Annotated in this window: 19 protein-coding genes, 8 tRNA genes and 3 pseudogenes; 19 read left to right on the top strand and 11 right to left on the bottom strand. The window is 30.5% G+C overall.

Annotated features, from left to right (window positions below):
- The first annotated feature begins 128 nt into the window (after nucleotides 1–128).
- Together ecsA and ecsB are read left to right on the top strand one after the other, a co-directional pair.
- Nucleotides 129–869, top strand: a complete 741-nt coding sequence (gene ecsA, locus JQN76_RS13010; protein ID WP_000216874.1) for an ABC transporter ATP-binding protein EcsA — start codon at nucleotides 129–131, stop codon at nucleotides 867–869.
- Nucleotides 862–2,085 carry an ABC transporter permease EcsB gene (ecsB, locus tag JQN76_RS13005; RefSeq protein ID WP_001836879.1) on the top strand — a complete coding sequence of 408 codons (1,224 nt, stop codon included), beginning with the start codon at nucleotides 862–864 and terminating at the stop codon, nucleotides 2,083–2,085. The genes ecsA and ecsB overlap by 8 nt, the downstream gene beginning before the upstream one ends.
- Before the next feature lie 123 nt (nucleotides 2,086–2,208).
- On the opposite strand, the gene traP is transcribed toward ecsB, so the two are convergent.
- Complete coding sequence (traP, locus tag JQN76_RS13000) at nucleotides 2,209–2,712, bottom strand: signal transduction protein TRAP (RefSeq protein ID WP_000737976.1); 504 nt, start codon at nucleotides 2,710–2,712, stop codon at nucleotides 2,209–2,211.
- A 162-nt stretch (nucleotides 2,713–2,874) separates the two neighbouring features.
- Here traP and JQN76_RS12995 point away from each other — a divergent pair, with 162 nt between their 5' ends.
- From JQN76_RS12995 to JQN76_RS12935, 13 genes are all read left to right on the top strand, one after another.
- On the top strand, nucleotides 2,875–2,985 hold the full coding sequence (locus tag JQN76_RS12995; protein WP_001790154.1) for a hypothetical protein: 111 nt from the start codon (nucleotides 2,875–2,877) through the stop codon (nucleotides 2,983–2,985).
- Nucleotides 2,975–4,012: a uroporphyrinogen decarboxylase gene (gene hemE, locus JQN76_RS12990; protein ID WP_000233526.1), complete on the top strand. Its 1,038-nt coding sequence runs from the start codon at nucleotides 2,975–2,977 to the stop codon at nucleotides 4,010–4,012. The genes JQN76_RS12995 and hemE overlap by 11 nt, the downstream gene beginning before the upstream one ends.
- A 57-nt stretch (nucleotides 4,013–4,069) precedes the next feature.
- On the top strand, nucleotides 4,070–4,993 hold the full coding sequence (gene hemH, locus JQN76_RS12985) for a ferrochelatase (protein ID WP_001836880.1): 924 nt from the start codon (nucleotides 4,070–4,072) through the stop codon (nucleotides 4,991–4,993).
- Nucleotides 4,994–5,016: 23 nt separating this feature from the next.
- A complete protein-coding gene (hemY, locus tag JQN76_RS12980; RefSeq protein WP_000167550.1) occupies nucleotides 5,017–6,417 on the top strand; it encodes a protoporphyrinogen oxidase in 1,401 nt (466 codons plus the stop codon).
- A gap of 322 nt (nucleotides 6,418–6,739) precedes the next feature.
- On the top strand, nucleotides 6,740–7,294 hold the full coding sequence (locus JQN76_RS12975; protein ID WP_000132890.1) for an RBBP9/YdeN family alpha/beta hydrolase: 555 nt from the start codon (nucleotides 6,740–6,742) through the stop codon (nucleotides 7,292–7,294).
- Between the two features lie 471 nt (nucleotides 7,295–7,765).
- Nucleotides 7,766–7,839, top strand: a tRNA-Met gene (locus JQN76_RS12970).
- A 21-nt stretch (nucleotides 7,840–7,860) separates the two neighbouring features.
- Nucleotides 7,861–7,936, top strand: a tRNA-Asp gene (locus JQN76_RS12965).
- A 16-nt stretch (nucleotides 7,937–7,952) separates the two neighbouring features.
- Nucleotides 7,953–8,025: transfer RNA gene (locus tag JQN76_RS12960), tRNA-Phe, on the top strand.
- A gap of 13 nt (nucleotides 8,026–8,038) precedes the next feature.
- A tRNA-His gene (locus JQN76_RS12955) sits at nucleotides 8,039–8,114 on the top strand.
- 15 nt (nucleotides 8,115–8,129) lie between these two features.
- Nucleotides 8,130–8,203: transfer RNA gene (locus JQN76_RS12950), tRNA-Gly, on the top strand.
- Between the two features lie 14 nt (nucleotides 8,204–8,217).
- A tRNA-Asn gene (locus JQN76_RS12945) sits at nucleotides 8,218–8,292 on the top strand.
- 1 nt (nucleotide 8,293) lies between these two features.
- Nucleotides 8,294–8,365 (top strand) — tRNA-Glu (locus tag JQN76_RS12940).
- A gap of 54 nt (nucleotides 8,366–8,419) precedes the next feature.
- Nucleotides 8,420–8,508, top strand: a tRNA-Ser gene (locus JQN76_RS12935).
- Between the two features lie 62 nt (nucleotides 8,509–8,570).
- Here the strand turns inward: JQN76_RS12935 and JQN76_RS12930 are convergent.
- The 8 genes and pseudogenes from JQN76_RS12930 to JQN76_RS14280 form a co-directional block, all read right to left on the bottom strand.
- A pseudogene (locus JQN76_RS12930) lies at nucleotides 8,571–9,618 on the bottom strand (tyrosine-type recombinase/integrase).
- Nucleotides 9,619–9,692: 74 nt separating this feature from the next.
- A complete protein-coding gene (locus JQN76_RS12925; RefSeq protein ID WP_001253316.1) occupies nucleotides 9,693–10,187 on the bottom strand; it encodes a hypothetical protein in 495 nt (164 codons plus the stop codon).
- A gap of 397 nt (nucleotides 10,188–10,584) precedes the next feature.
- Nucleotides 10,585–11,361: a DUF1828 domain-containing protein gene (locus JQN76_RS12920; protein ID WP_000848323.1), complete on the bottom strand. Its 777-nt coding sequence runs from the start codon at nucleotides 11,359–11,361 to the stop codon at nucleotides 10,585–10,587.
- Nucleotides 11,362–11,381: 20 nt separating this feature from the next.
- Nucleotides 11,382–11,618 carry a DUF6978 family protein gene (locus JQN76_RS12915; RefSeq protein ID WP_000617705.1) on the bottom strand — a complete coding sequence of 79 codons (237 nt, stop codon included), beginning with the start codon at nucleotides 11,616–11,618 and terminating at the stop codon, nucleotides 11,382–11,384.
- A gap of 100 nt (nucleotides 11,619–11,718) precedes the next feature.
- Nucleotides 11,719–11,922 (bottom strand): annotated as a pseudogene (locus JQN76_RS12910) (helix-turn-helix domain-containing protein); the annotation flags it as partial.
- 282 nt (nucleotides 11,923–12,204) lie between these two features.
- Nucleotides 12,205–13,542, bottom strand: coding sequence for an SNIPE associated domain-containing protein (locus JQN76_RS12905; protein ID WP_001836672.1), 1,338 nt, complete (start codon nucleotides 13,540–13,542; stop codon nucleotides 12,205–12,207).
- A gap of 166 nt (nucleotides 13,543–13,708) precedes the next feature.
- Complete coding sequence (locus JQN76_RS12900) at nucleotides 13,709–14,305, bottom strand: membrane protein (RefSeq protein WP_000595640.1); 597 nt, start codon at nucleotides 14,303–14,305, stop codon at nucleotides 13,709–13,711.
- 98 nt (nucleotides 14,306–14,403) lie between these two features.
- Complete coding sequence (locus JQN76_RS14280; protein ID WP_255200699.1) at nucleotides 14,404–14,535, bottom strand: hypothetical protein; 132 nt, start codon at nucleotides 14,533–14,535, stop codon at nucleotides 14,404–14,406.
- A 1,377-nt stretch (nucleotides 14,536–15,912) separates the two neighbouring features.
- On the opposite strand from JQN76_RS14280, the gene lukE reads away from it, so the two are divergent.
- The 3 genes from lukE to JQN76_RS14275 all read left to right on the top strand — a co-directional run bounded on the left by lukE (nucleotide 15,913) and on the right by JQN76_RS14275 (nucleotide 18,216).
- Nucleotides 15,913–16,848, top strand: coding sequence for a bi-component leukocidin LukED subunit E (gene lukE, locus JQN76_RS12895; protein ID WP_000473596.1), 936 nt, complete (start codon nucleotides 15,913–15,915; stop codon nucleotides 16,846–16,848).
- A gap of 1 nt (nucleotide 16,849) precedes the next feature.
- Nucleotides 16,850–17,833, top strand: a complete 984-nt coding sequence (gene lukD, locus JQN76_RS12890; protein ID WP_000782446.1) for a bi-component leukocidin LukED subunit D — start codon at nucleotides 16,850–16,852, stop codon at nucleotides 17,831–17,833.
- 257 nt (nucleotides 17,834–18,090) lie between these two features.
- Nucleotides 18,091–18,216 (top strand): hypothetical protein, encoded by a 126-nt coding sequence (locus tag JQN76_RS14275; RefSeq protein ID WP_000216885.1) that lies wholly within the window; start codon nucleotides 18,091–18,093, stop codon nucleotides 18,214–18,216.
- Here JQN76_RS14275 and JQN76_RS12885 read toward each other — a convergent pair.
- Nucleotides 18,203–18,994, bottom strand: coding sequence for a DUF1828 domain-containing protein (locus JQN76_RS12885; protein WP_000543856.1), 792 nt, complete (start codon nucleotides 18,992–18,994; stop codon nucleotides 18,203–18,205). The genes JQN76_RS14275 and JQN76_RS12885 overlap by 14 nt on opposite strands.
- A 4-nt stretch (nucleotides 18,995–18,998) precedes the next feature.
- The gene (locus JQN76_RS12880) at nucleotides 18,999–19,472 is read right to left on the bottom strand and encodes a DUF6978 family protein (RefSeq protein WP_000550252.1); all 474 of its coding nucleotides are present in this window, start codon (nucleotides 19,470–19,472) and stop codon (nucleotides 18,999–19,001) included.
- Between the two features lie 195 nt (nucleotides 19,473–19,667).
- On the opposite strand from JQN76_RS12880, the pseudogene JQN76_RS12875 reads away from it, so the two are divergent.
- Nucleotides 19,668–19,946 (top strand): annotated as a pseudogene (locus tag JQN76_RS12875) (BsaG family lantibiotic immunity ABC transporter permease subunit); the annotation flags it as partial.
- Nucleotides 19,947–20,047: the final 101 nt, after the last annotated feature.

Below are 20,047 nucleotides of genomic sequence, written 5' to 3'. Positions count from 1 at the left end.
CTACACTCCTTTTCAACTTGTATTACCATTCATTATAACATTGTCGCTAAAAATTCGATATTAGGACATGTGTATTTAATATGAGCATTTTATAATTTTTGGTACAATATAAGTCATGGAGGTGCCTTATGACAGTTAAAGTAGAACAGCTTACAGGTGGATATGGAAAACGCCCTGTAATTAAAGATATAAATTTTGAATTAAACAAAGGCGAAATTGTTGGACTTATTGGCCTTAATGGCGCTGGTAAGAGTACAACGATTAAACATATGCTAGGATTGCTTACACCTATGGAAGGATCTCTATCAATTTCAGATATCAACATTAATGATGACATAGAGGCTTATAGAAGAAAGTTATCTTATATTCCGGAATCACCGGTTATTTATGAAGAACTCACATTAGAGGAACACATTGAGATGACAGCAATGGCATATGATATTGATCGTGATGAAGCGATGAATCGAGCAATGCCATTATTAAAGACATTCCGTTTAGAAAATGAATTGAAAGTTTTTCCGAGTCATTTTTCTAAGGGGATGAAACAAAAAGTCATGATTATTTGTGCGTTTATCGTTAATCCCGAATTGTATATTATAGACGAACCATTCCTTGGCCTAGATCCATTAGGAATTCAATCCATGTTAGATTTAATGGTTGAAAAGAAAAACGAAGGTAGAACCGTTCTAATGAGTACACATATTTTAGCAACAGCTGAACGTTACTGTGATCGTTTTATCATACTTGACGAAGGTGAAGTCGTTGCATTTGGAGATTTAGAAGCATTGAGACAACAAACTGGCTTACATAATCAAACATTAGACGATATATATATTCATGTGACGCAAGGTGGAGATGTACATGCGTAACCAAGCGACCACATTATTTAATAAAAGATTACATGCCCTTCGTAAAGAGAAAAATTATTATAATAAGTTTATATTTAATGGTCATTTCATGGTCTTTTTACTTATTTTGCTGGGTGCATTTATTTTTGGATATGGTGAATGGTTAAAACATATTCCAACGAATATCAATTTTTCATTAATAGCAGCAGTGATTGTAGCATTGACATCCATTTTTCCAATGCGACCACTCCTAAAAGAAGCGGATAAAATCTTTTTATTACCATTTGAAAAACACATGTCTCAATTTATGCGTCATGCGATTTTATATAGTTACTTTGCGCGCATATTAATCCAACTCATTATTGTTATTGTAATGTTCCCGTTGTTTTACAATATTAATCAACATAATGTGGCATTTTATATTTGTTTTGGAGTCAGTGCATTAATTTTTCCATATGTTGGTTTACGCTTAAGATGGCAATGGTATCAATCGGGACTTAAAACATGGCAAGTTAATTTAATATCATTCATCACCTTTGCTCTAACATATTACTTACTATTAGCTCCAAAATGGTACATCGCATTTGTGATGGTTGCTTTGCCTGTGTTAATAGAATTTTTAGTTAAAAAATTTAAACCAGGCTTTTTGTATCCTTGGGAGAAAATGATTGCAATCGAACATCGACATCATATGAATTATTATAAATTTGTTAATATGTTCACCGATGTAAAACATTTGAAAGAATCTGCAGTCAGAAGAAGTTATCTAGATATACTTTTACCAGTTCCAAAGGGTAGTAAATTTAACTCTAATGCGATGTATTTATTCTTATTTATTAGAAGCTTTATAAGAGGGAGAGACGCATTTAATATTATCTTTAGGTTAGTAATTATTGCAGTTTTATTAATGGTTTGGTTATCATATCCATTAGTGACAGCAATTATTGGGTGTTTATTTGTATATATTATATTGTTACAAATGGCACAATTTTATTCACAGCAAGCATATGGCTTATGGCCTCAAGTGTGGCCTGTACCTGAAGAGAAGGTAATCAAAGGGTATGAACAGTTTTTATATAGATTAATGTTTGTTATTTGTACTGTGTTTGCAATGACATTTATTATAAAACATATGACGTTATTCTATGTTGTACTCATTTTCTATATTGTAGGTTTATTAACGATTAGAAGTATTATTAAAAAGTTGAAATATCAGGAAACATTATTACGAGACTAAAAAACTTCCATTGGCATGTATGTTGTAAAGGTGCATGTAATGTTGAACGCCAAATGATACGGCGTTCAGATTACATTAGCATCTATACGTTAACAGCATAACCAATGGAAGTTTTCTTCGAATCTATTCTTTTATTGGGTATAGATATCTTTCAAAATAACTTGAATGTTGTCCGCTTGAACCAAAGTAATGACTTAATGCGTCTTTTGAAAAATGGTCATTAAAGGCATCAGATTGCTTAAAGTCTTCGTATGCATGTCGATCAGCAAATCCGAAATAAATTTTGTATGTTGTACCTTTAGCAGGTCTTAACAAACGATAGCTTTTAAAGCCACCAAAGTTTCTGAAATTATCGTCTACACTAATCAGTTTCTTTTCAAGTTGATATGCATGATCTTCTGTTGATGGAATGAAGATTGCACAATAGAAATGATGTTCACTGAATTCACCAATTTCTTTAATAACTTCATATATTGAAGGTGATTTTAAAACAGTCTCACCATCAGTTTCTTCAAAAATAACTGAAGTATCTGATGCTGAAAATTGGAATAGTTGATGGGTCGGGTTATTGATTTTTATCTGATGTAAAAATCCATAAGTGCCATAAGATGTATATAGTTTCTTCATATGAAAGGTCCCCCTTATGTTTTTATTTATTATACGATGATAAACTAGTCATTACCACTATTAATAATTGATTAAAATTACTATAATGAATCTTGCGAGATATTTAGAAGTAATGATACAAAATAATGGACTTTAGAATTTAAATTTACAATAAATAGTTCTATGATTAAATGTCAGTTTTATGACATTTATTTATTGAAAATACGAACGAATGAGCGATATGATAATATAGATAAGAATGATTTTAATTTAGGAGGCCTTTATGGTGCATAATAAAAACAATACAATTTTAAAAATGATCAAAGGTGAAGAAACATCACATACACCTGTTTGGTTTATGCGACAAGCTGGCCGTTCGCAACCAGAATATCGAAAATTGAAAGAAAAATATTCACTATTCGATATTACACATCAGCCGGAGTTGTGCGCTTATGTAACACATTTACCAGTTGATAATTATCATACAGATGCAGCAATTTTATACAAAGATATTATGACACCATTAAAGCCAATTGGTGTCGATGTAGAAATTAAATCGGGTATTGGTCCAGTGATTCATAATCCAATCAAAACAATTCAAGATGTTGAGAAACTTTCTCAAATAGACCCCGAACGAGATGTACCATATGTATTAGATACAATTAAACTTTTAACAGAAGAAAAGTTAAATGTGCCGCTAATAGGATTTACTGGGGCACCATTTACATTAGCGTCATATATGATTGAAGGCGGACCATCGAAAAATTACAATTTTACAAAAGCGATGATGTATAGAGATGAAGCAACATGGTTTGCTTTAATGAATCATTTAGTTGATGTATCTGTTAAATATGTAACAGCTCAAGTCGAAGCAGGTGCCGAATTGATTCAAATTTTCGATTCATGGGTAGGTGCATTAAATGTCGAGGATTACAGACGTTACATTAAACCACATATGATTCGATTAATCAGTGAGGTTAAAGAAAAACATGATGTGCCGGTAATTTTATTCGGTGTAGGTGCCAGTCATTTAATCAATGAATGGAATGATTTACCGATTGATGTATTAGGCCTAGATTGGAGAACGTCTATTAATCAGGCTCAACAATTAGGCGTTACTAAAACATTACAAGGGAATTTAGATCCATCAATTTTATTAGCACCATGGAATGTCATTGAAGAGAGATTGAAACCAATATTAGATCAAGGTATGGAGAACGGTAAACACATCTTTAATTTAGGACACGGTGTATTCCCAGAAGTGCAACCAGAGACGTTACGTAAAGTAAGCGAATTCGTACACACATATACACAAAGATAATCATAGTTTTACATTGAAGCACATGAAAGATAATTCATTTAAAGGAAGGTATTATCAATGACTAAAAAAATGGGATTATTAGTTATGGCTTATGGCACACCTTATAAAGAAAGTGACATAGAGCCATATTATACAGATATTAGACATGGTAAACGTCCATCTGAAGAAGAACTTCAAGATTTGAAAGATAGATATGAATTTATAGGTGGTTTATCACCATTAGCAGGTACAACAGATGACCAGGCTGATGCGCTAGTTTCAGCATTAAATAAAGCATATGCAGATGTTGAATTTAAACTATACTTAGGATTAAAACACATTTCACCATTTATCGAAGATGCGGTTGAACAAATGCACAATGATGGCATTACTGAAGCAATCACGGTAGTACTAGCACCACATTATTCTTCATTTTCAGTAGGATCATATGACAAACGTGCTGATGAAGAAGCTGCAAAATATGGTATTCAACTTACACATGTGATACATTATTATGAACAACCTAAATTTATTGAATATTGGACGAATAAAGTCAACGAAACATTAGCTCAAATACGGGAAGAGGAACATAAAGACACGGTATTAGTTGTTTCGGCACATAGTTTGCCAAAAGGTTTAATCGAAAAGAATAATGATCCATATCCACAAGAACTAGAACATACTGCACTTTTAATTAAAGAACAATCTAATATTGAACATATCGCGATTGGTTGGCAATCTGAAGGTAATACAGGTACACCTTGGTTAGGGCCAGATGTACAAGATTTAACACGTGATTTATATGAAAAACATAAGTATAAAAACTTTATATATACGCCAGTAGGTTTTGTATGTGAGCATTTAGAGGTGCTTTATGACAATGATTATGAATGTAAAGTTGTTTGCGATGATATTGGTGCGAATTATTATCGTCCAAAAATGCCGAATACACATCCATTATTTATCGGTGCAATTGTTGATGAAATCAAGTCTATATTTTAATGACGAAAGAAGCGTGAAACGTTGTGACTAAATCAGTGGCTATTATAGGAGCGGGGATAACAGGTTTATCAAGTGCATATTTTTTAAAACAGCAAGATCCTAATATTGATGTAACCATCTTTGAAGCATCGAATCGTCCGGGGGGAAAGATTCAATCGTATCGTAAAGATGGTTATATGATTGAACTAGGGCCTGAATCTTATTTAGGTAGAAAAACGATTATGACAGAATTAGCGAAAGATATTGGATTAGAACAAGATATTGTTACAAATACGACTGGACAATCTTATATTTTTGCGAAAAACAAATTGTATCCTATTCCAGGTGGATCAATTATGGGAATTCCGACAGATATCAAACCGTTTGTGACAACTAAATTAATTTCACCACTTGGAAAGTTAAGAGCAGGGTTAGATTTACTTAAAAAACCTACTCAAATGCAGAATGGTGACATTTCTGTTGGTGCATTTTTCAGAGCAAGATTAGGTAATGAGGTACTTGAGAATTTAATAGAGCCTTTAATGGGTGGTATTTATGGTACCGATATTGATAAATTAAGTTTGATGAGTACGTTTCCTAATTTTAAAGAAAAAGAAGAGGCATTCGGAAGTCTGATAAAAGGTATGAAGGATGAGAAAAATAAGCGTCTGAAACAAAGACAATTATATCCTGGCGCACCAAAAGGACAATTCAAACAATTTAAGCATGGTTTAAGTTCATTTATTGAAGCATTAGAACAAGATGTTATTAAAAAGGGTGTATCAATTCAATATAATACGACAGTAGATGATATTATTACGTCTCAAAAACAATATAAAATTGTTTACAATGATCAACTAGAAGAAGTGTATGATGGCGTATTAGTAACGACACCACATCAAGTGTTTTTAAATTGGTTTGGTCAAGATCCAGCTTTTGATTATTTTAAAACGATGGATAGTACGACTGTTGCAACTGTTGTATTGGCATTTGATGAAAAAGACATTGAAAATACCCATGATGGTACTGGCTTCGTGATTGCGAGAACGAGTGATACAGACATTACCGCATGTACTTGGACATCGAAAAAATGGCCATTTACTACACCGGAAGGTAAGGTTTTGATTCGTGCGTATGTAGGTAAACCAGGTGATACTGTGGTTGATGATCATACAGATAATGAATTAGTATCGATTGTACGTAGAGATTTAAGTCAAATGATGACATTTAAAGGTGATCCTGAATTTACAATTGTCAATCGTTTGCCGAAAAGTATGCCACAGTACCATGTCGGTCATATTCAACAAATTAGGCAGATTCAAGCACATATTAAACAAACATATCCACGACTTAGAGTAACTGGTGCATCTTTTGAAGCGGTTGGACTACCTGATTGTATTACACAAGGTAAAGTTGCTGCTGAAGAAATAGTTGCAGAGTTGTAAGTTAATTGTTGAATGGTGTTGGTGTAGGTACGACGCCTTTAGATAATGTTTGATGAAATATAGTCATTTTTAAGTTATATAATGGTGGAAGTAATGTGTAAATATAGATACTTTCAGTGGGAATTATTTTTGTGAAATTGAAGCAGAGACAAAGGTTTAGCTGTTTTTGAATGATATTGAAATGATGACAATACACTTTAATTAGAAATGTCACTTTGCGATATAACATTTCTAATTAAGGTGTTTTTATTTTACAATTATAGGTAATCAGTCATTTTTTTAAAAATAGAAAAGAAGTAGTAAGTTGAAAGGAGAGAATGAGATGACAGATGTAATTATTGTACATTCTATGCATGGAAATAGTAGAAATCATTGGTATCAGTGGTTGGAGCATAACTTAACTTTAGAAGGATATGACGTAACATTATTTAATTTTGAATCCCCTGAAGCGAAGACAGTGGATCAGTGGATTGAAGCTATGACGAAACAAATTAATGTACGCAAAAAGGATACATATTTTGTAACACATGGTTTAGGTTCAATCACAGCTTTAAAATATATTGAAATGATTGATCAGCCGATTGAAGGCTTTTTCAGTATAGCGGGCTTTAAAGAAGATGCAGAAAATATAGATTTAGATATTGATTTAAGTAATGTAACCATTGATTACGATAATATTAAAAAGAAAGTTGACAATTTTTACGGATTGAGTTCTAAAAATGACAAATACGTTTCATATAAAGAAACCCAGCGTTTAATGAATGCATTAGAGGGGAACTTGCGAATCGTGGAAGATGGAGGGCACTTCTTAGAAGAGGATGGCTTCGAAACATTTACAGCGTTGCAAGATCGGATGCAAGATTACATGACACGATAGTTAGTGTATGGGGTGTGTTATGTTGTGTCAGTAGGTAGCTGCTGATTTTGAAAAATTGTTTTAATTGAGGCGTCAAGCAATGTCTTAGGGCTACAATGTTATATTGGTAGTCGCTGACTGAAAGAATATGCGGTGTAACAAGCTTTTATAATTTCTTTTTCAGAAGGTATAGGCGTTGTAAACTTTATAACTCCTATACCTTTTTAAATGCTTTAACACTATTTATGACAACTATTAGACACTTATATGATAAAAGGGAATAAGAAGCGTTTTTTTACACAAAAAACTTTGAAAATGTCGTTGACGTACACTACAAAAATGAATATACTAATATTTGTGTTCAACAGAGAACATGTTGCTACGATATTTAAGTAATTATTTAAGAGATAACATTTAAATTAAATCCAAAAAGTTCTTGACTTTAGGTTTTTGATTATGGTATATTAATTAGGTAATTCAAAATAATATTAGCGCGGGATGGAGCAGTTCGGTAGCTCGTCGGGCTCATAACCCGAAGGTCGGTGGTTCAAATCCGCCTCCCGCAATACATAGTTTTTAATTTAATAGGTCTCGTAGTGTAGCGGTTAACACGCCTGCCTGTCACGCAGGAGATCGCGGGTTCGATTCCCGTCGAGACCGCCATTATTATTACCATTACGGTTCAGTAGCTCAGTTGGTAGAGCAATGGATTGAAGCTCCATGTGTCGGCAGTTCGACTCTGTCCTGAACCATTCTTAATTCATGGCGGTTGTGGTGAAGTGGTTAACACATCGGATTGTGGTTCCGACATTCGAGGGTTCGATCCCCTTCAGCCGCCCCATAATCGTTTACATTAGCGGGTGTAGTTTAATGGCAAAACCTCAGCCTTCCAAGCTGATGTTGTGGGTTCGATTCCCATCACCCGCTCCATTATTTTCTATTATTCCACAGTAGCTCAGTGGTAGAGCTATCGGCTGTTAACCGATCGGTCGTAGGTTCGAGTCCTACCTGTGGAGCCATGGCTCCTTGGTCAAGCGGTTAAGACACCGCCCTTTCACGGCGGTAACACGGGTTCGAGTCCCGTAGGAGTCATACAAACAGAAGTGGAATATCGCTTCTGTTTTTTTATTACATATTTATTGTTGAGGAGAGTTGTCCGAGCTGGCCGAAGGAGCACGCCTGGAAAGTGTGTAGGCGCCACAAGCGTCTCGAGGGTTCGAATCCCTCACTCTCCGTAAAAATAAGCTTTAAAACCTTGATTTAACAACTTTTCATTCTAGCAAGTGTCAAATAGGTGTCAAGAAAATAATTCTCTGACTCGTTGACCTTGCTCTTTTTTATGTTCTTCAAGTAGGTGTGAATAGGTTTTTAACGTTTGCGATATTATAGAGTGACCTAATCGTTTGCTAATATATTCAATCGATATGCCTTTTGATAGTAAGTAAGATGTGTGAGTATGTCTAAGTGAATAGGGAGTGATGTTATCATTATTTAATCCTATTACTTCTTTTGCTTTTTTAAATGATTTGCTCACTGATGTATGACTAACTGAAAATAGCTTCCCGTTAATTCTACGTGGCAATCTAGCCAACTTTGAATTTATACGCATAATATCTCTTGGATTAACTTCTACGTCTCGTTTTGAATTCTTTGTTTTTGTTCCGGGTAAATGAGCTATACCATTTGCTTTGTTTAAATCTTTGTATGTCATATTGATAACATCGCTATATCTTGCACCAGTAATACCTAAAATATACAGAAAGATATAACTTTCTTCATCTCTTTTTTTAAAGTACTCTAGTAAGTTTAAGTAGTCTTTAATCGTTATATATTTAAACTTCTCATCTTTAGATTTTTCAGTGCCTTTGATATTAACATCATAGGTAGGGTCTTTTTTTAAATAACCATCATATAATGCGTCTTTGATACATCTTGCTAAACAACCGTGAACCTTTCTCACTGTTTCATCGGTATGACCTTGTGCGTATTTATTTAAAAATCTCTGATATTCAATTCGAGTTATATTTTTTACTAGCATGTTTAATCCGAAAAACTCGCTAAATAACTTAATTGATCTTTCGTACCAATAAAACTGTTTGCTGGATAACTGTTTTTTATTTTTTATATTTATCCAATCACTGTAGTATTCTTTAAATTTTTTGTTATCTTCAATGTTATTTCCGTCCTCCAAATCTCTAATCAATTGTTGTGCAGCATTACTTGCCTCTGCTTTAGTTTTGAATCCCGACTTTCTTTTCCTCCTTGATTTGAAAGGTGGATGTTTTACATCGTATTGCCAAGGTGTTGACGTTTATTCTTCTTTTTGTATTAATAAATGATGCCATTTTATTTCTCCTCCTCAAAATTGGTAAAAAAATAATAAGGGTAGGTGGGCTACCCGAAATTATTTAGTTTGACTTTATTCATACCTTTCTGGTTCGAGACCCATTTCTCTTAAAATTTGGTCGCTATTTTCTTGTGCTCTTTGAGCTTCTTCAGGTGTATAAAAATGCTTATACTCTCTTTTATATATCGGGTCTGTTTCTCCCTCTACATATCCTTCTCTAATAGGGTTATTTGTAGTTGTAAATGCTTGTCCATTATAAATTTCTGTAACTGTATTCCCGTTTTCTATAACTGTGTAATTGTTTTTATTGCTTTGTTGTTGATTGTTATGATTACTATTATTATTTAAGACTGGTTGATTATTATTTGCATTTTGAACTTGCTCATTATTGTTTTTGTTTATATCTTGATTCTTCTTTACGTTCTTTGGTTTATTATTATTTTTCTTAGCTTCTTTTTTTACTTCTGATTTTTTTTCGTCTTCAAATTCCTTATTTTCATTGCTAGCATTCCCACATGCGACTAAAATCATTGTACTAGCTAGTAATAGACTGAATAATCTCCTCATACTGTTATCTCCTTTTATTTATATGTGAATCGATAGTTTTATAATTAAACAATATCTAAATTCTTAGATTTGTCTAACTAAGTGTATACGATTCATTTATATAATTATAAAATAATTGAAACTTTAGTACAATGTATTAATTTTATATGTTAAAAAGTTAAGATTATTAGTATAAAGATATCATTCATTCTCCGTTAATTTAACAGAAATACAATGAAATGTTAGTATTCTTAAAAGAGCAAGTGTCAAATACGTATCAAGAAAAAGTTTTTCTGACTCGTTGACCTTGTTCTTTCTTGTTCTAAAATAAAACGTGCAAATAAAAAAGTTATCTGCTTTTCTATTTGCACGATATGGTTTGGAAATTAAAGAATATAAATAAGGGACTACTGCTAATTTATGAGGTTAAAGTTTCAATGATTTTTGATTTATTAGACCATTTTAATATCTCAAGGTTTTCATGTTCTGCTACAGTTTGTGCTCTTTCATTTATCGGATGATCTACATCATTTACAATTCTCAACATGATAGGTTCTAATTTGTTTCTGGATGGTCTGTTTGGTTTGATATCACGGTAAATATAAGCTTCATTAGTTATTTTGTTGAAATCTAAGTTGTTTGTAAAGTTAACTAGTTTTTCTGGTTGTGATTTTGTTTCAGAAACAATATAATCAATAGAATATTTTAAACCTGATTGTCCAGAAACAGAAACTTGTGCTAAACCTCTTATTTCTTGGTCATATAAGAATTCAAATACTTCTTCATAGAATATGTTTGTAACGTTAGATTTAGTAGTTAAAGTAAGGTCATAAATTTTCAATATGCCTTGAATTAAATTATGTTTAGACTGAGCAAAACTCTCATTTTTAACATCCGCTGTAATTTCTTTATCAACTAATTTTAAATTAAATTGATTTAAAATATTCTGTATAAGTTTAGTTCTCGTTTTTGTGTTTATATCAATACCCAACATTTCTAATTCATTAATCGTCAATCCGTCATCTGATAGACAAATTTCATTATTAGGTAGTGTATCAGCATATATTCTAATAAAATCATTCCAATGGTTCTTTAAGGGAGTAGTAATTTCTGTAGAACTATCTAATTCTTTGAAGATATAATTTTGTTTTAACCAGTTGAAATATTCGTTCATTCTTTCTTCGATAGTCTTCACTAAGTATCCCTCCATTTCTTTTACAGTAATCTTGATTCTATTATAACATTATCGTGTTTTATATTAGTATACTTCATAAAGAAGTCTAATGATTCTATAATTTCATCTGTTAATTCTAAATCTTCAATATCTTTTAATGGGATCGAAATAACACCATTATTATATTCTTCAGTATATATGTGTATATGTGGCGTAGGTATTCTTTCATTATTTGGTGGATTTGCATGATCACTACCATTAACATCGAACCTAATCATATCGGTGGTTAAACCATAAATACTTGGTTTTAAAAGAAAATCGGTTTTAAAAAATCGAATCACGATTAATTCAGAAGAGTAGTGGTATTTTTAAATTTTACTTAATGATATTGCTAAGTTCTGGAGTAAATCCAGTAGGATGACCACAAAGTTTTCTTGTAGTTACATAATTCTTTTGAGCCGTTTCAGCTTGATATAACTTATTTACATTATTTCTGCTAATTTCACGTAAGATAGTAGATGCGGATCGTTCTAATTTACGTGCAATAGGTCTTAAAGAATAATTTTCTCTATTCGTGCTCAGTTAGTATAAGATAGTTATCGCTCATATTGGCAATACTTAAATGTGTTTTCGTGGTTGTAAACACCTTACAATAAAGTGCCCATCGTGGGTATTTTTATGAATTTTTATTGGGTTGCACTTAATATTACAATGTATTGATTAATAAATAATTACTTTTTTCAATAATTACATTGCTATCCAAAACCATAAAACCTTTTACAATTTGGTTGTTTTTTTATTGATATATAACATACTCATAAAAGTTGGCAAAAAATAATAAGGGTAGGCGGGCTACCCAAATTTTTAGAGTGAAGTTAATCTTAAAGTTTCTCTGTATTGTATAGCTTTTGGTTCATCAATGAATTGAACTGTGCTATTGTGTTCTGATAAAACTTTATCTTTAATTTCATTAATATTAACTTTAAAGAATTCTTTTCTTCCGTTAACTTTATATTTTTTAAAGTATTCGTGTAATTTGCTTTCAAGCTCAAAAGCATTTTCAGAGAAAATTAAAGCGTGCACATCGAATTCAAAGGGAACAGATGCGCTACTTAATTCATTAATTCTATCCATTGGTTCTAATCTACGGGTTACACCAATCTTATAAACATTTTCTCCAAATGAACCGATATTTGATATTATATAAACGAACCCTGATTGAGCATTATCTTTTCTGTCCTCTACATTTTCTCTTTCAGAATTTAAATCCTTGAGTGATTGATCTAATTCTCTAATCTTTTCAATATATAATTCTTTTTCGACTTGTAAATCTGTGTTATTTAAATACATTGTCAGCTTTTTGATTTCATTATTGTGGTGTCTAATGTCTTTATCAAGCTCTTTTAGTTTTTTCTCCATTTCTTTTTCTGCTTGTTCTATTTCTTTCAGTCTAGCTCGTTCTTCTCTTCTTATGATTTTTTCATCTTCTATCTTAACTTGATATTTGTGCATTAAATCTAACATCTCAAGTTTTATGTCAAGTAAAGTTTCAGGAATACGTACATTATCCGTTTCAAATATTTTATTTATCCCTTCATAACTTTTAAATATTTTGTTCTGCATGCTTTCGATATTTTTGCTATTTACTTTATTAATTAATTGAGAAGTTTCAGCATTAAATAATCGTATTATTTGCTTGGCCTGTGCATTTTGATGTCTCTTATTCTCTGTAGAAACATTAAATATTTTCACTTCTTCAAGATTTAGTAATTCTTTTTCTTTCATTTGTAATTTTTTAATATATGTATTAATTTGAGATGAGTCTACTTCAACTAAATCGAAGGGATAAGTTAATTCTATATCATATTTAAATAATTCATCATTTAAATAACTAGTAATGTGTTCAAGTTCTTTAGTACCTTCTTCTATACTAGATATTAAATCATTTTTTAGATTCTTCAATTCTTGTATTTCACGCTTGATTTTTTGATTTTCAATGTTGATACTTTTATTTTTTTCTTTCAAGTTTTGAAGTGTTACTAAATCGGGTTCTACAAATTTATTAACAAGTATTAATTTAGATAATGCATATATTGATAAACTGAACGGGATTATTGCTATACCTGGTGTGCCTATACTAAAGAAAGATGTTACTAAGATTGTCCATATTACCCATTGCTTTTTTAAAATTTCTTTTTTCATTTACCTATTCTCCTTAATTTGAATTTATGTGTATTTAAATACTCTCGATGGCTTAATTGCTTTAGAGTTTTGACGCAGTGACAACAAATGATATATATTTTTTTAATAATCTACTATCGCTTTTACTATATAATTTTTGCTACCTTTTATTATTTAATTGATATAACTAATTTAGAAATTGTTTTATTGCTACTAAAACGTTTGCAATTGTTGAGAAGATACTTATTGTACCAAAAACCACAGTCGTTATAAAAAATAATTTTTGAGTTCTTAAACCTTCATCGTTATTTGATTCTTCATTAAATATCCATTTGCATACCTTCGTTATTTTTTCAGTTAATTTATATGAAATAATAAAAAAACATAAAAAAAGCGCATAAAAATGCCAAGAAGAGTCCATTTTAGAAATATTTATATTGATATGATGGCTTAGGATATAAAAAAATACTAAAAAATAAATTATTACTTTACTAATCTTTCTAAAGCTAGATTTCCTACATGAATTAGATGTTAAAGGTATAGAAAGTATAGCGTATAGACTTATTGCTGTTACAAAGAACATTAAAAATATATGTGAAATAGATGATAATAACTTAAAGTATTCTTGATTATTAGATAAATGTACGAGTATATCTATTATAATGTAAGGCACAAATAAGAATGGGAATATGACAAGTGAAAATATTAAGTTTTTTTGGAAGTTACTTTTATCGATATGTTCTTTTACTGTATTTAAACTTTTTCTTAGAACCTGTTTTATCATTGCTATTAATCCTCCAAATAAGCTGAATTTTACAAAATTAATATTATTTTTATAAAGTGTGTAATTTTGCTTAGTATGTATAAAGGTTGAAACGAATTTTAATTAATCCCTATTTTCCAGTTTACTTGTGAACTTCTACACATCATTTCTTCTACTGATTTACCTGTGTCATTGGCAATCCCTGTCGGTTTACCCATTGTTTTAGCTTGTGCCAAATTTTTGCAGTTCAATATTGATTAAAGTTAAAGTTTTGATTATTTTTTATCCATTAGATTTATTTTGGACTTATTGCGGAAAGTTACCTGCATAATTAGAACAATGAATTAGTAATTGGTTTTAATGGTATATATTATCATAATACTTCTAAAATTTATGATTTACTTAAATGTAAATATTCGGTAATTTCAAACAGGTATCTGACATGTTTTTCCAAACTCATGCAATGAAACGGTTGGACTAAAGCCTTGCCTACGTCCATAATTTCAAAGTTCCGGGTTGGTTTAAGATGTCTCCATTCGTCAATTTGTGATAAGTGGTTTCTTCATATAGACTTCTACTTTTAGTACTTTTGATAAATTGTGTCTTAATTAAATTTTTTTCAAGAAGATAATATTCTGATTCATAATTAGAAAGTTGAGGATTTTCTTCTATATTTGTTAACTTTGATGTTACTAAATGTAATATTAACTTACCATAATTAGCATTCTTTGACACTTATGTTTATAACTTTTCAAGTCGATAATTAATATTATAATTATACGGAATAATAGTCATGATAGGGAGAATTGCGACATACATACACAACAAAAAGTGTACATTGTTAAATTAGCATTCCACAATATGTTTTTCATACAAGGTATGATTGGATTTAAAGATGCAGCTCATCAACATTTTCATAGGGGATTTTTAAAATTAAGTATTGAAAAATAAAATATTTATATTATAATATAAATAAGTCAACGACCATGCGTGGACAGTAAAACGAAGTACATGCGAATGTAGTAGCCGTTTACTATGAGACTAGGCATTATAATTGAATATCATAGTATAAATTGCCATGAGAGTAGAAGCTTCAGTTTATGAAGACTTCGAAATCATGGTTTTTTATTTTTAGGGTGAAATTTTAGTTCATAGTAAATATATATATGTTTTTAATTAGACTAAATCATAACATTAAATTTTTTAGATGAAGCTAGCGATATTACGAAATGATATATAGAAGATTTCAGTTATAACAGTATACGAAGTAATCCTCTCCGTTTAACGGAAAATAGTTAATAATCAGTTAATTTTAAATTCAATTATAGATTATTTGTGATAATACAAACATTATTTTTTAAGATTTGATTAAAGTTCGTTTTTATTTTTATAGCGAAAAAGTTGAGTGTCGGCAATTTTATCATATTGTTCGAATATAAAGGGAACTATTTAAATGTAATGAAGGTTGCGCCAAAATGACCGGTTTTCAGCATTATAAATGAATAAATTGTGTCATTTTTAATATTTTATAGCATTTTATTTTTTAATAAACAGTTAATTTTATAAATAAGTGAAATAATCTAGAATAAATTTGTATTAAAAATTTATATAGAAAGAAAGTGAAACTTATGTTTAAGAAAAAAATGTTAGCTGCAACTTTGTCAGTAGGACTGATTGCACCTTTAGCATCTCCGATTCAAGAATCTAGAGCAAATACTAATATTGAAAATATTGGTGATGGTGCTGAAGTAATCAAACGTACGGAGGATGTAAGTAGTAAGAAATGGGGCGTTACTCAAAATGTCCAATTCGACTTTGTAAAAGATAAAAAATATAACAAAGACGCTTTAATTGTTAAAATGCAAGGTTTTATTAATTCCAGAACTTCATTTTCAGATGTGAAGGGTAGTGGATATGAATTAACTAAACGAATGATTTGGCCATTCCAATATAATATAGGACTGACGACTAAAGATCCAAATGTTAGCTTAATCAATTACCTTCCTAAAAACAAAATAGAAACTACTGATGTTGGTCAAACATTAGGATATAACATTGGAGGTAATTTCCAGTCAGCACCATCTATAGGTGGCAATGGCTCATTTAATTATTCTAAAACAATTAGTTATACCCAAAAGAGTTATGTCAGTGAAGTAGACAAGCAAAACTCAAAATCAGTTAAATGGGGTGTTAAAGCAAACGAATTTGTTACGCCTGATGGTAAAAAATCTGCGCATGATAGATATTTATTCGTACAAAGTCCAAATGGTCCAACAGGTTCAGCAAGAGAATATTTTGCTCCTGATAATCAATTGCCACCTTTAGTTCAAAGTGGCTTTAATCCATCATTTATCACTACACTATCACATGAAAAAGGTTCAAGTGATACGAGTGAATTTGAAATTTCATATGGTAGAAACTTAGATATTACATATGCGACTTTATTCCCTAGAACTGGTATTTACGCAGAAAGAAAGCATAATGCATTTGTAAATAGAAACTTTGTAGTTAGATATGAAGTTAATTGGAAAACACACGAAATTAAAGTGAAAGGACATAATTAATATGAAAATGAAAAAATTAATCAAATCATCAGTTGCTTCATCAATTGCACTGCTTTTGCTATCGAATACAGTTGATGCAGCTCAACATATCACACCTGTAAGCGAGAAAAAAGTAGATGACAAAATCACTTTATACAAAACAACAGCAACATCTGATAATGATAAATTGAATATTTCTCAAATTTTAACGTTTAATTTCATTAAGGATAAAAGTTATGACAAAGATACGTTAGTACTTAAGGCAGCCGGAAACATTAATTCAGGTTATAAAAAGCCTAATCCAAAAGATTACAATTACTCACAGTTTTATTGGGGCGGTAAGTATAATGTTTCGGTTAGTTCAGAATCAAATGATGCTGTAAATGTTGTTGACTATGCACCTAAAAATCAAAATGAAGAATTCCAAGTTCAACAAACATTAGGTTATTCTTATGGCGGAGATATTAATATATCTAATGGCTTATCAGGTGGATTGAATGGATCAAAATCATTTTCAGAAACAATAAATTATAAACAAGAAAGTTACAGAACTACGATTGATAGAAAAACAAATCATAAATCAATTGGCTGGGGTGTTGAGGCGCACAAAATTATGAATAATGGTTGGGGACCATATGGTAGAGATAGTTATGACCCAACATATGGTAATGAACTGTTTTTAGGTGGTAGACAAAGTAGTTCAAATGCTGGACAAAATTTCTTGCCAACACATCAAATGCCTTTATTGGCGCGTGGTAACTTTAACCCAGAATTTATAAGCGTACTTTCTCATAAACAAAATGATACAAAAAAATCTAAAATCAAAGTAACTTACCAAAGAGAAATGGATAGATATACTAATCAATGGAATCGACTACACTGGATTGGTAATAACTACAAAAATCAAAATACAGTAACGTTTACATCTACTTATGAAGTTGATTGGCAAAACCATACTGTTAAATTAATCGGTACGGATTCTAAAGAAACTAATCCTGGAGTATAGAATTGTATATGATTAAATAATCAACAAAGTGCAATTATTTTAATTATCAAACGGAATTAAAGTACTAACATAATTTTTATTTACACACATGATAATTTTTAGTTAGGGAAATGTAGATTGCTTTGCTAAATAGCAGGGTGCTAAATTTGCGAAATTAGAATTATTTAGAAACTTCCAACATATAAAAAATTATTAAAAAAATGGAACCACGTCTTAATCGGCGTGGTTCTTTTTGTATATATAGCATCTATAATTGTATGACGGTAAAAGTTCATTACAAACTTGGTATTGGTAAATTTATCATTTTAAGTATCGGTGATTTAATTGAAATAGAAACTATTATCGAAGAAACACTATATAACACGATAATTATACGTTACTAAACTTTTCTTCAAGTTGTTTTTTGTTTTCAAATGAAAATACCTCTACATTATATTGAGACAACATAGTTGATACTGCTTCGCTAATATCATCTTGTTGTTCTGTAATGATATTAAGTCTAGCATTAGAATCAAAATTTTTATTTCTATGTACTTCAACATCATTCCAATCGAAAAGGACATTTTTTGCATTGTTTTTATCGATTCGTTTAATTGTTTTAACATACTCTGTAGCTTCTCCTGGAAATACTGCTTCGAAACTATGGATTAACTTAGATTTCCCCTCTACCTTAAATTCGGGAAATATATTAGGATAAATCTTTCTGTTTGATAGAAAATATTGCATCACTTCGTCTTTAAATAAGGACTTAATATTTTCTTTCTTTAATATTCCCAAATAACTGATCTCGGAAATAGCCAAAACATAATCATGAATAGCTTGAGATAAGTTTATTCTATTTGTATAAAAGTTTATGTGCTTATTTTCGATGACTAGACTGTAGTTTTGTACAATATTATTGAGAAGTTGATACTTTTTTTGTTTTTTATTACTAGTTAAATCTATACCTAATTGTTCCATGTTCCACAAAGTTTCACCATGATCAGTTAGTTTATATCGATCCCCTGAAAAAGAAATATTTACAGAAATAGAATCACCAAAATAATCGACGATAGGTGAATAAAATTCTATAGTTTCATTTTCTAATGGGATAAACTTTGATTCTGTTTGTAAGTAATCAAAATAGTCTTTGCTAATAGATTTAATTGTGTTGTCATGCATAGTATCACCAACTCATGAATAGATTAGTTTCAATTTTAATATTATCATTATGATTAGTTTTTGTATATTCAAGCAAAGTAAATAATTGTTTTACAAAATCAGAGCTATCGTCAAATATATTATAAGGTAAAGGATATGCTTTCATATGGGTTGCGCCGTCAGCTTTTTGTATAAATTCTTTTTCAGAAAATATATTAATTCTATTTCCCCTTATTTTCTCATTATTAGAGTTTTTATGAAAACCGTCATTAAGATTTAAACGTAACAAGCTATAGTTGTAACGGCATTCTCTGAAATTTATAGTTGCTTTTCCAGGCTTTAAAAAATAGCTTAAAGTGAAAAAGTATTCAGAATTACATGATGTTATGTTAATATCTCCCTTACAAGTTTCGTCTAATTTAATGTTGTATTGTTCAAGTATTTCTTTACTTAGATTTACTAAATAATTTAAATCTTCATCGTTCAGTTTCAAATGCATTTAAACATCTCCTTAGTTTAGATTTTACGATCTTAAATCCTTATATTATTTTCAGTATTTGTAGTAAGTTATACAGATGTTTTCTATAAACTTAATAATTATTCCTTTTTAGCGTCATAATCGTATAGCAATACATGACAATGGAATATTTATTAATTTATTTAATACCGTCATTTTTAACATTATTAATAATTTGTGATAATGTTAGATATATTTTTCATTAAAGATGTAATGGCTATTGTTGCCGGAATTTTAATGTTTATTTTTAACGTCTATTTTGGCTTTGAAGTGCTTGGAGATCATTCGTGGTTCTATTTACTAATCACATATGCTACACGTTACGTTTATATGTTTATAGAAGGGAGTATACCAGTTACATTAACATTGGCGATCTATATTATTATCAAGTTGCTATTAGCAGTTTTACTCTTTAAAGGATTTAAAAAATGGAGCGGTAGAACAATTAAAGATTAAAGATTGGGGCGCTAATGGTAAAAGAAATTTAGTTGTGTTTAAAAGGGAGAAAAGAGAACAGATAAATATGAATATAAAATAATTTTGTATTCGGACAGCAG

The organism is Staphylococcus sp. SM3655, assembly GCF_016917315.1.
GTDB classification, from domain to species: Bacteria; Bacillota; Bacilli; order Staphylococcales; family Staphylococcaceae; genus Staphylococcus; species Staphylococcus aureus.
Note: the sequence above shows the minus strand (reverse complement) of the source record. Positions and strands in the feature narration are given on the sequence as shown.